The organism is Streptococcus sp. HMSC061E03 (genome assembly GCF_001813505.1).
Classification (GTDB): domain Bacteria; phylum Bacillota; class Bacilli; order Lactobacillales; family Streptococcaceae; genus Streptococcus.
Genome location: NZ_KV812784.1, coordinates 620,456 through 620,928, shown reverse-complemented (window position 1 = coordinate 620,928; position 473 = coordinate 620,456). Strand labels below are relative to the sequence as shown.

The following is a 473-nucleotide window of genomic DNA, read 5'->3' as shown; positions in this document are numbered from 1 at the left end:
GCTGGAACATCATCGTTCATTGGCACACGGCTGTTGCCTTCAGTAAATACAGGCTTACCTGTTTGGGTTTGACCTTGCTTACCTGTTGTTTCAACTGGTGTAGCTGTCGGTGTGACTGGAGTCACAGTTGGTGTATAAGTCGCAGAGGCTTTAGTTCCGTTCTTATCTTCACGAACAACCGTTACGGCTGGCGCTTTACCTGTGAATGATTTTTCAGGGACAAAGGTTACAGTTCCGTCTGCTGCTACTGTGTAAGTACCAACGCCATCAACTGTCTTAGTTGTTGAACCATCATCGAAGGTTGCTGGAACATCATCGTTCATTGGCACACGGCTATCGCCTTCAGTAAATACAGGTTTACCAGTTTGTGTAGCACCTTGGATATCTGTAGTTTCAACTGGTTTCGCAGTTGGTGTTACTGCAGTCACAGTTGGTGTATAAGTTGCAGAAGCTTTGGTTCCGTTCTTATCTTC

Annotated in this window: 1 protein-coding gene; it reads right to left on the bottom strand. The window is 45.7% G+C overall.

The genetic code is table 11. From position 1 onward, the window contains the following. Positions 1-473, bottom strand: a 473-nt coding sequence (locus tag HMPREF2917_RS11655; protein ID WP_256324246.1) for a hypothetical protein, incomplete at both ends; no start/stop codon positions are given.